Genomic DNA, 11,060 nt, shown 5'->3' with positions numbered 1-11,060 from the left:
CTTCACCATAAAGGTGCTCCTCTCTTTTGGGTGATGTGTTCTAGACAAACACCATTCTACCAAAGATCAGGGCACTTTTTTACGTTTTTATAAGATTTCACTTTCGAAATTCAGGTTCAAGTTTGTGTTCACCAAAATCATTGCACTGAATTTCCCATTTTTGAAGTACGTTCTCATCAGCCTGATATGTAAGTTCAAGAGTGAGTATTATGCTATTTCCAACAACTACAAAGCTTACTAAGCTTAAATAAACATCATCTTCAAATACTCCATTATCTATGGCATCTATCATGTTTTGAAGCATATTAAAGCCCCCTTTACTCCAATAAAAACATATCTTTCATTGTTTTGTTATCAGAGGTGGATTTAACGCAAATCCCACTTTTATTATTATACCATATGTTGGAATTTATATAATGTCGTATCGCTCCAAATTTCACTCATAGTCGAGCGGTGGAAGTGCTATACCCCTATCACTATTCAAACAACTTTATTTTGATGTAAACCACCCCCCGCCTATAACTAAAATAATAACATCAGAACTCCTAGACAACCTTCTAAGGCATGTTTGAATCCCACCCAAAGGCATTTAACGCACTCCTATCAAAACCGTTTAGAAGCCCACGCAGCCGTTTTCCTACTAATATTAAACTTGTCAAAAAGTATAATAAGAATTAGTTTGTCACGAACATTGGAATATGTTTCTTCTTTCAGGTCATTGATTATCCGTGACACTTCATCATCATTGAAAGTGATCATGACTTTTTTCTCTTCCTTGAGATTTCTAATCCTTCGCATGGGGTTTTCCTGTTCATCAATAAACTCTTCACTAACCAAATACTGAAAAAACACTTTCAACGTGGCGATATTGTTATTTAACGTTGTGTTTACTTCACTACCCTCACGCTGTCGCTCCTGAATATACTTCTTGATATGAAGCTGTGTCACTTCCTCAGTCTAGGTAACCCCCAACACATTAACCGTAAACTTTTCCCACCTGTACAACCGAAACAAGCAAAGATCAACATACTTCTTTTCCCTGCCCAATATTTCTTGGTTTAGTTTGAAATCCTCAATAAGTTTTTTAATTTTGGTCATAAAAAAACTCCCTTCTATTCGCTAAACAACGCAAATAAAAGAGAGTAATTTTTGCACTCTATTGTCGAAGGTGAGAGTGGAATTTCAATGGCAAGACCGTTGCAAACCCTTATGTATCAAGGCTTACAGACGTTTTGATGACATTGATCTACCCCAATCATTCCCACTCGATTGTAGCAGGCGGTTTCGACGTAACGTCATAGACGATACGGTTAACGTTGTCTACTTCGTTTACGATACGCACCGAGATTTTCTCTAGCACGTCCCAAGGGATACGCGCCCAGTCTGCTGTCATGCCATCGATTGAAGTAACCGCGCGGATACCAACCGTATACGAGTACGTACGAGCATCGCCCATAACGCCTACGCTCTTCATGTTCGGAAGCGCAGTGAAGTATTGCCAAATTTCACGATCAAGTCCTGCTTTCGCAATTTCATCGCGTAGAATCGCATCGGATTCGCGGACAATCAAAAGCTTGTCCTCCGTTACTTCGCCTAGGACGCGAATGGCAAGACCCGGGCCTGGGAATGGCTGACGCCATACGATTGCTTCCGGAAGTCCGCATTCTTCGCCGACTTTACGAACCTCATCCTTGAACAGCGCTTTAAGAGGCTCAATAAGCTTAAACTTAATATCCTCTGGCAAGCCGCCAACGTTGTGGTGAGATTTGATCGTTTGCGCCGTAGCCGTACCGCTCTCAACGATATCCGTGTAAAGCGTGCCTTGCGCCAAAAATTCAAAGTCATCCAATTTATCCGACTCTTCCTGGAATACGTAAATAAACTCGTTGCCGATAATTTTACGTTTTTGCTCAGGATCTTCTACACCCTTCAGCTTGCCAAGGAAACGCTCCTGCGCATCGATTTTAAGAACCTTCATATCGAATTTGCCTACAAATGTTTCCATAACGCCTTCGGCTTCACCCTTACGAAGCATACCATGGTCGATAAACATACAAGTAAGCTGGTCGCCGATCGCTTTGTGAAGAAGAATCGCTACAACGGAAGAATCTACGCCGCCAGAAAGCGCGCAAAGCACCTTTTTGTCGCCAACCTCGTTGCGGATATCGCGAATAGCATCTTCAATGAATGATTCCATCGTCCAAGTGCCGTCGCAATCACAAATGTTGTAAAGGAAATTACGGATCATCTCATTGCCGAATTCGGAGTGACGAACCTCCGGATGGAATTGAACTGCATAGAACTCGCGGTCTGGATGGCTCATTGCCGCAACAGGAGCATGCTCCGTGCTTGCATCAACCTGGAAGCCTGCAGGAAGCTCAACGACATGGTCTCCGTGGCTCATCCAAACGGATTGAACCTTATCTAGACCAAATCCGATGCGGGAGCCTTCTATAAATTCTACCTCGGCTTTGCCGTACTCGCGTTTGCCCGCGCGCTCAACTTTACCGCTGAGCTGGTGCGACATTAGCTGCATACCGTAGCAAATACCGAAAATCGGAATGTTCAAATCATAAATAGCCGGATCTACCATTGGTGAATTTTCTTCATAAACGCTTGCCGGTCCTCCCGAGAACACAATGCCTTTCGGCTGCAATTCGCGGATCCGTTCTACCGACGTGTTGTAAGGCAGCAGCTCGCTGTATACGCCCAAATCGCGAATACGGCGTGCTATCAGTTGGTTGTATTGTCCTCCAAAATCAAGAACAACGATGATTTCATTTTGCTTAGTCATTACCGAGCCTCCCTCAAATTATGTAGTAATTATATATAAGGCTGTTTAAGCGAGTCAAGGCGATCAGCGTGACAATTCATAGAAGATACAACAACGGACAGCCTGCAAGGCGGTAAAATCGTATGCTCAGCGTCGTTTTGACCAAATATAGATGCGCTTCACGCGATGAAGACTTGCAAAAGCGCCTCAGTAGGCTGGGCAACGTTAAATTTTTATGTAGTTCGGTTATGTGCGCTTTCATGAGAGTTGTATATGTAGCAAGTTTAGTTCTGCAAGAGTTGAGTTGGTGATGTGCAGCCAGATTTGTGCAGCAAGAGTTGAGTTGGTGATCTGTAGCCAAACTAGTATCTCGAGAGCAGGGTTGGTGATGTTCAGCCAGATTTGTATCGCGAGAGCTGAGTTGAAGCTAGTATGAAAAGCAGATTAACATAGTATGAGCTGAGTTGGTGATGTGTAGCCAGATTTGTATAGCAAGAACAGGGTTGGAGCTAGTTTGTAAATGCAGATTAGCATAGTATGAGCTGAGTTGGTGATGTGTAGCCAGATTGGTATAGCAAGAACAGGGTTGGAGCTAGTTTGTAAATGCAGATTAGCATATTATGAGCTGAGTTAGTGATGTGTAGCCAGATTGGTATAGCAAGAACAGGGTTGGAGCTAGTTTGTAAATGCAGATTAGCATATTATGAGCTGAGTTAGTGATGTGTAGCCAGATGTATCGCGAGAGCTGAGTTGGTGATGTGTAGCCTGATTTGTTTAGAAAAAGCTGAATTGGAGCTTCTTTTTCTATCTTCAAGATTAATTAACAACCAGGAAAATTGAATTAACAGGAAAAAATACCTCTAATTTTCCGAATTTAGGGGTAAATTCCTGTTTAACTGGAATTCCTCCCGTTAATTTAGCAATTCATGCATCAAACGACGAGAATTCGAGAAATTAACGGGAGAAAATCCTGTTATTGCTGTCAAACTGCTTACTGAGAGAATATTAGCAGGAGCTTTTCCAGCTAAATCGAGTAACGCAGCTCTTTTGCTGACATCCTATTTTAGCGAGTCCGATGCTGTATATTTTACGATACGCTACTGTCGAATATGGAATAGATCGTTTCGTTGCGTCGTAGGACAGAAGCTCATTATTGTTAGGGAAGATCTATATAGTGAAAACACATTTAATCTTCCCGATCGGCTATATGTCTAATCGTTATTATGAGCTTTGACATCGAAGATCCGCTTCTTCCGCTCCTTTTTCTGCTTCGCGGCAGGGCCCTTCGATTTGTGAGCGGGCTGTTTGTCCAGCACGCGCAAAACGGTTCGCAGGGCGGCTGGCATCGGCGCTCCCGGCCACGGTCCTGGCGCTGCGAAGTGCGCCTCCTCGATCCAGCTCGTAAGCTGGCGAAGCGCGTCCTGCTGCTCCGCCGCGAGCGCCGGTTCAGCGGCGATCGCGTATTCACGCGCGGTCTGTCCCTGCGCGTGCTCGCCGAAGCGGCGATGCAGCAGCGGCGCCAGTTCAGCGGCGACGCCAATAAAGCTGTCGCGCAGCCGCTCGTCTGTCGCTCGCTGCGCGGGAGATTGGCCGCGCCCGCGTGCTTTGCCGCGGCGCGACAGAGCTTGATCCGTCACAGGTTCTTGTGACGGATAGGGCGCGGCTGCGCCGGCGAGCTTCGCGATGCCGGCGTAGGCCGCGCCATAGCGGCGCAGCGCCAGCGCCAGGCGAAGCCGCTGGTGCTGCGCCGCAGCAATGGCCGCGGCTGCGAGCGCTAGCGCCGCCGCGCCTGCGGCAGCTACAGCGGCGGGCGATGCCGCCGCTGCGCCCTTGGCGGCGCGTTGCGCCGCCTGCGCGAGGGCGTCTGCCCCTCGCGCCACGGCAGAGGCGGCTTGCTCTGCCGCCGCCTCCACCCATGCTAAGCTCGCCCCGCTAAGACCCAAGGCTTCGCTCTCAACGCCGCTCGCCATCGCTGCTCCCATCGTGGGAGCAGCGAGCGCGCCGCCCGCAGAACTGGCGGACGCGACATTCACTACGCCGTTAAATCCCGGCGTCGGATCAAAGGGCACCCAGCCTGCGCCTGGGAAATACACCTCGACCCATGCATGGGCGTCAGAGCCCTTTACCTCATAGTTCACCAGTTGTTGACTATCCGAGTCATTATTTTTCCCCGTGGAGCTTACCACGCCAAGCGCACCACTGCCCAAGCCCGCTTCATTCGACGTCACCATGCCCAGCGCATTCTCACTCGCGCTTGCTCCTGCAGTGTTTTCCCCATCCAGCATGCTGCTGCCTGAGCTTGTGCTAACAGGAGTGCCGGAAGTAAAGCCCTTCACCCACCTAGCGGGGATGCCCTGCGAGCGAAGCAGCACGACCATCGCCGTAGAGAAATGCACGCAGTAGCCCTCGCGCTGCTCAAAAAGAAAATGATCAACAAAATCGCTGCCCTCCGGCGGCGTTGTACTGCCTTGTAATGTATAGGTATAGCTCCCCTTCAGAAAATCCTCTATCGCTTTTACCTGGTCATAACGACCCGTAACCCCGCCGCCTGCTACCTCTGCGGCTAACGCGGTTACTCGGCTTGGAAGCGATGAGGGCAGCTGCAAATAAGGCTCAAGCTCAGCTTCCGATAAGCTGGAAGCCTCCGAAGCTATACTCCCTTCGCCTAAAACCACTTCTCCGTCCGAACGGCTTAATGCGCGCAGTTGCTCCTCATCTGTGATCGACAGCACGCTCTCTACCGTATATCGCTCTATCTTCGCCGTATCCGATTGCGGGTATAAAGAGCTCTTCCTTTCATTGTATACATAGCTTCCAAGTTTACGGCGAGGATCGGCAGCAACAAGCTCGTTTACGTGACCGAACAAGCCGGATGTAAAGAGAGGCATCCCTGTTGTCGGCTTAGTCCAAACGACTGTTTGCTGAATGACCGGGCCGAGCTTATTGCTTCCTGCATCCTTCGCTGCCTGAGCCAACGCCGCAACATCTGAGCCGCGAATCGGCAGCAGCACGGGATTGCTAACCGTATTTTGCCAGCCGCGCCCGTCATATAAAATCTTCGATTCTCCGCGCCAATAAGCTTTGACAGAAGAGCTTCCCATAAATATTACGCTATCGTCCTTCCTTACAGGTGCCCCCAGCTCACTATCGTCAAATCCATAGCCTGTAAATGCTCCGCCAAACTGATCGAAGCCGGTTTGACCCAAAACCGTAACCGAACCCTTCTGCTGACCTAGTGATTGAACAGCTTGCTCAATTCGATCGTTGAAGATGTTCGTCCAGCTTGCAGGAGGCATAGAGGCTTCACGGCCGCTTGCAAACAGCAAGCCGCAGCCCAGTATAATCAGTACGACAAATACCGATCCGGTCAACCAGCGCATATCAAGACCCTTTAGCTTGCCGATGCCACTGTCAATAATTCGTTGAACACGTGGAACGGAGACAATCGCGCCAAGCAGAAGCCCTTCTGCAACGGTACGCATCAAGCCGCCCATCACTTCATGGCCGAGCCATACATGAAGCGTTATTAAATAAACGAGAGTGATGCAGGCGATACCAAGCGCTGTCTGACGCATCCAGAGCAGCGCCTGCAAGGCCGGAACAAGCATCGCCCAGCCGATAAACAGCAGCAGCGTTCGAAGCTCTCCAGACATAGCCCATAGCCCATTTTCCACTAGCAGCATAATATGATCCTTTAACAGCACCGGAAAACCGAGAAGCCATTGCAGGCTGCTCTGATCAGCACCCTTATAAAGCCACATGAGACTTAGCACGCACAATATGACATTCATCGAAAGGGTAACCGCAAGCGGCATTCGAAACAATCCCGCCAGCATGACGACACCGATCACAAGCAGCAGCGGCCCTGGGTTATATATATTCGACCATGTGCCAGCATTCATCCATGGCAGCAGCCATTCCGATAGCAAGCCGAAAAGAAGCAGGCTTGTGATCAAGCGATAGCCGAACGACTCCTCCTCCGCTTCTCGGCGCGTTAGCTTACCGCCATCCTGCAGTCCTTTTCCCGCTCGGTCTGCAATAAAGCTTTTATGCAAGCTCATGGACAGCCCCTCCTTCCTCTGCCTCGGCATAAGGAAGCTCGTCCATGCCCGCAGGAACATGCAGCCACGTCACTTTGACGCCGCCGCATTCCAGCCACTTCTGCTGCTCTCGCATAGCGAAGGAAGGCACGCTCGCTCGCGTAACGATAAATAGCTCCAGCCTGCAGCCTTGCTCCGCAGCATACCCGGCCAGCTCGCCCCAGCTCCGACCGCCTCTCCAATCGGCGGTGAATACGAGTATCGTGCCGCCTCGATGAAGCAGATTCGATCCTTTGACAAAGCTTCCTGCCAGCGAGCCCTTTCCATCCGCACGAAGCAAAGCCATAGCATGCAGCATATTTGTCAAGCCAGTCTGCGATTCTCCGTCCGAAGAGGAATGCAAAGCTGCCTGACCCTGTCCAAGGAGCAGCGTAATGGCACTTCCGAAAGAAGCAGCTTGTGAAATGGCAAGAGCAGACCAACCTACACAAGCGTCAAACAGCCGATCATCGCTCTCGTATGCAGAGGCGAGCGTATCAACTGCGATGATCGTTTTGACAGGCTGCTCCTGCGAATAGACTTTCGTTTGAAGCCCCCGGCCTTTGGCCGCGCTGCGCCAGTCCAAGTGCCGCAAGGAATCACCCTCGCGATAGGGACGGCTATCTGGCCCGATCCCCGCTGCTTTTACCGCTGCTTCAATTTCCTCCCGTCCCGCTTCTCCGCGAGAATCCATAGCTCTGCTGACGACCAGCGAAGGCGCAGAATGAGCCGCAGCACCGAAGGAACGCTCTGGCCGATACACAGTATCCACCGTTGGCAGACCCGGCAAAACAACAAACTCCGCCTTCGCTTCAATTCGTTTATGAATAGCTGTGAGTCCAAGCCAGTCTCCTACAGTAACGGTTACATGCTCGAAGGTATGCCTCCCGCGCCGCAAATTATTCAGCGTATAGCTGAAGCCTGTTTCTTTGCGAAGCAGCGGAGTGAACACCGAACGAACGCATATTTCGCGTTTGGCCGACGAGCTTTCGTTAACCGTCTGTTCGCGTACCGCTAACCAAACGAAGGGAACGAGATAGGATCTCCTGATCGTTAATCGAATCGTCAGTTGCCCGCCGTCTCGCGGTTCTCCTCGAGGCATCGACCGATAGGCGCTTAAACCAGCCGCACCCATTGCCGGCGCTATCCCGCTAACGACGATAATCATACTGAGTACCGCCGCCATAAACCACTCCACCGCGCCACCCCGCAGTACTACGGCTGCCAAGCTTCCTGCCCAGCCAATTGCGATGATCCCCCAAGCGATCCACCTTGTACGGTAAGCACCTGCAAGCTCCCCATGCTCCAGCTTCGCTCGCTCAACCTTTTTCACTTGCTCCGCAGCCGCCTTTTGTCCGTTGACAACATAGCTATCTCCTGCGCGCTGTTCTGTATTTAAATGCTCTTGTGAATATAGACTCTCGGTCACATCAGTCTCCTGTATCTCTTCCGTCAACCTGCCATCCTGAAAAGGTGCGTTCATCTCCGCTTCCCGCTTCCTGTGGCAGTTGGCATTTTGCATTCGCGAATCGTCCTGCTAATGACGGCAGCAGCATCGCTGCCACTGGCATGAGCGTTGAACCGAAGCGATAATCGATGCGGCAGCACAGCATCCGCCGTCGCCAGCAAATCATCAGGAACCGCATAGCCGCGGCCCTCCATATAGGCATTAGCCTGTGATGCCCGCAGCCAGTCGCGCAGCGCGCGCGGACTTAGCCCCAGCATGACCTCCGGCGCGCGGCGTGTCGCATCTGCCACCTGCACCATATATTCAAGCAGCGCCGGATGCATATGCGTCTGACGCGCCTCCGCCTGCATTTGCAGCCATTCCTCCGTTGCAATGACGGGACGGAGCCGTTCCGGCTCGATCCGATTGCCGTCTGCGTACTGCGCAAGCATCCGCTTCTCTTCTGCGGAGCCAGGATATCCAATCGTCAGACGCATCATAAACCGGTCCAGCTGCGCTTCCGGCAGCGTATTTGTTCCCTCGAAGCTAAGCGGGTTTTGCGTCGCGATCAGCATGAAAGGAACGGGCAGCTTGCGGGTTTTGCCTTCCACCGTAACACGTCTCTCCTCCATCGCCTCGAGCAGTGCAGACTGCGTGCGCGGCGACGTACGGTTAATCTCGTCGGCAAGCACCACGTTGCCCATAATCGGCCCAGGCCGATAGACAAGCTCGCTTGTCCGCGCATCCAATACGACTCCGCCAACGATGTCAGCCGGGAGCATGTCGGACGTAAACTGAATTCTTTTAAAATCGCCGCCTACCGCTCTCGCGAACGCCTGCGCAAGCAGCGTTTTGCCAACGCCTGGCACATCCTCTAGCAGTACATGTCCGCCTGCCAGAAGAGCCGTTAACGTATTTCGAATGACCTGCTGCTTCCCTAGCAGCACGCTCTCTACCTTTACTAGCAATCGATGCAGCAGCACCTGCGGCGCTTCCGGCCAGTGACTATAACGATCCTCTTTCGCTTCATCTGAAAATTGGGGAGAAATCATCGTATAAATCGCCTCCTGAAAAATAAATCTATCTACTTTTCAGTGTCCCCAGCTTTCTCTCTCTTTAGACCTGCTAGAAGCGCTATGTTTGTTCTGTTACCCAAATTTCGCGCTGCCGATCGTTATAAATGTATTTCGTAATCTCCATTCCGAATTTTTGCAGCGTCGATCGCACCGGGACAACAATCTCATCCGTTTGTTCAGTTGACGTTTGGTTAGCCTGGCTTGGCAAAGCTAGCACGCGATTGCCATCGACATAGGCTTCAATCGCGCCGTGTTCCATATCGAATTCCACGTTGCCATAAACCCACTCTGTCAGCTTAAACAGCGATACCTCAATGGAGCCGTCTCTTAAAACATAATCCTTCGCATCAAGCGTCAAACTTTCCTGACCGCGGTGCAAAATAAGGCTAGGCGCATTATTTTTCGTCTGCGCAAGCAATACGCTTTGACCCAGCTTCTCTGAAAATTGAACCAGCTTTGCCTTCTCCTGCTTGGTCGCCTGTACCCTGGTCCATTTCAGCTTCTTGGCAACCTTGAATTGAATGGGCTCTATTTGATCCGTTAACTTTGCAAAAGCATAGCCTTTGCTTCTGTAATATTTAATAATGTCCGGCAGCGCCTTAACCGACTCCGTATGTCCCGCGCTGTCATGAAGCAGCACATTAAGCGTATGGGCAAGCTTGGAGCTCTTAATCGTGGTCAAAATCTCGGAGGCAGGCACGCCTATCCGCTTCGAATCCCCGCTGTCCACATTCCAGTCATGCACCTGATAGCCTGCTGCGGCCATCGCATCAAAGTAGCTCTGGTCAAAATTGGTGTACGTCCCGCCCGGCGCCCGAACCAGCGTCGTTCTTATGCCGGTTGTACGGTAAATCGCCTCGTCGGTTTTCATGATCTGCTCCGCAAACTCGGCAAAACCTCCGTACAATCGCTCATATTTATGATTAAATGTATGATTGCCGACCGAATGGCCTTCTTCAATAATTCGCTTTGCGATTTTCGGCTGCTGCAGTACATGCTCGCCCAGCATAAAAAACGTCGCCGAAATCCCTTCCTTCTTCAATATATCAAGTACTTGCTCCGTATTTTCACTTGGGCCGTCATCGAACGTTAAATACAAAATCTTCTGATTGGGATGATCGATCGGCGCTGCCTCTTCTCTACCATTTTGAGGAGCTGCCGCAGATGGTTCAGCCTTTCCGCTCTGCTGTTTCACATCGTTTTCATAGGAGGTTTGCTTAGCTAGAAACGGCTTGGCTGCATAAAAAGTAGCGGGCGATGCTGCTTCACTTGCCTGAACGATGTCCCGCTCTCTTGCTGCCTCGCCCTTGTACGCAGTAAAGCACCCAATCTCAAAGCAAAACCATACGACCATAACACAGATCGTCGCAAGCAACACACGCCGCATTCACTCTGCCACCCTTCTCTACCTATGAAATCATTCTGATAGAGTATATGAGCAGCTTCTCTAGTAAATGACTAGGCCCCTAGCTTTCCTAGATAAAAAAAGCCAATAACGGCTGTTGACCGTCATTAGCTTCCTTATCTGATTTATGCTCGATCCTCGATTCCAACCGGACTTACATTTCTTCATCGATCAAAATATAAGCTGCAGGTATGAAGTCAGCCAACCACACAACCTCATCCCCTTCATAAAATGCAACATCATCCCTCCACGCTTGCTCCGCATCGATGCGAAGCAGCAC

Annotated in this window: 8 protein-coding genes; all 8 read right to left on the bottom strand. The window is 50.5% G+C overall.

Translation table 11 applies throughout. The features are described from left to right. Nucleotides 1-97: 97 nt before the first annotated feature. A complete protein-coding gene (locus tag AC1TPC_RS20035; RefSeq protein WP_482068563.1) occupies nt 98-304 on the bottom strand; it encodes a hypothetical protein in 207 nt (68 codons plus the stop codon). A 299-nt stretch (nt 305-603) separates the two neighbouring features. Further along, the gene (locus AC1TPC_RS20030; protein WP_482068562.1) at nt 604-948 is read right to left on the bottom strand and encodes a site-specific integrase; all 345 of its coding nucleotides are present in this window, start codon (nt 946-948) and stop codon (nt 604-606) included. Nucleotides 949-1,255: 307 nt separating this feature from the next. Further along, entirely contained in the window at nt 1,256-2,794 is a 1,539-nt protein-coding gene (guaA, locus tag AC1TPC_RS20025; protein ID WP_482068561.1) for a glutamine-hydrolyzing GMP synthase, read from the bottom strand. Between the two features lie 1,190 nt (nt 2,795-3,984). Beyond that, on the bottom strand, nt 3,985-6,834 hold the full coding sequence (locus tag AC1TPC_RS20020; RefSeq protein WP_482068560.1) for a transglutaminase domain-containing protein: 2,850 nt from the start codon (nt 6,832-6,834) through the stop codon (nt 3,985-3,987). Continuing rightward, a complete protein-coding gene (locus tag AC1TPC_RS20015) occupies nt 6,821-8,374 on the bottom strand; it encodes a DUF58 domain-containing protein (protein WP_482068559.1) in 1,554 nt (517 codons plus the stop codon). Before AC1TPC_RS20015 ends, AC1TPC_RS20020 begins: the two co-directional genes overlap by 14 nt. Continuing rightward, on the bottom strand, nt 8,332-9,351 hold the full coding sequence (locus AC1TPC_RS20010) for an AAA family ATPase (RefSeq protein WP_482068558.1): 1,020 nt from the start codon (nt 9,349-9,351) through the stop codon (nt 8,332-8,334). Before AC1TPC_RS20010 ends, AC1TPC_RS20015 begins: the two co-directional genes overlap by 43 nt. 82 nt (nt 9,352-9,433) lie before the next feature. Next, entirely contained in the window at nt 9,434-10,762 is a 1,329-nt protein-coding gene (locus AC1TPC_RS20005; RefSeq protein WP_482068557.1) for a polysaccharide deacetylase family protein, read from the bottom strand. Between the two features lie 172 nt (nt 10,763-10,934). Then, nucleotides 10,935-11,060, bottom strand: coding sequence for a hypothetical protein (locus tag AC1TPC_RS20000; RefSeq protein WP_482068556.1), 126 nt, complete (start codon nt 11,058-11,060; stop codon nt 10,935-10,937).

It is taken from the genome of Paenibacillus sp. Y280 (assembly GCF_056786335.1).
This window is presented reverse-complemented; position numbering and strand designations above follow the sequence as displayed.

Coding starts and splice junctions, on each gene's coding strand:
- AC1TPC_RS20035 (WP_482068563.1), bottom strand. CDS start 304: ATGCTTCAAAACATGATAGATGCCATAGATAATGGAGTATTTGAAGAT.
- guaA (WP_482068561.1), bottom strand. CDS start 2,794: ATGACTAAGCAAAATGAAATCATCGTTGTTCTTGATTTTGGAGGACAA.
- AC1TPC_RS20020 (WP_482068560.1), bottom strand. CDS start 6,834: ATGAGCTTGCATAAAAGCTTTATTGCAGACCGAGCGGGAAAAGGACTG.
- AC1TPC_RS20015 (WP_482068559.1), bottom strand. CDS start 8,374: ATGCAAAATGCCAACTGCCACAGGAAGCGGGAAGCGGAGATGAACGCA.
- AC1TPC_RS20010 (WP_482068558.1), bottom strand. CDS start 9,351: ATGATTTCTCCCCAATTTTCAGATGAAGCGAAAGAGGATCGTTATAGT.
- AC1TPC_RS20005 (WP_482068557.1), bottom strand. CDS start 10,762: ATGCGGCGTGTGTTGCTTGCGACGATCTGTGTTATGGTCGTATGGTTT.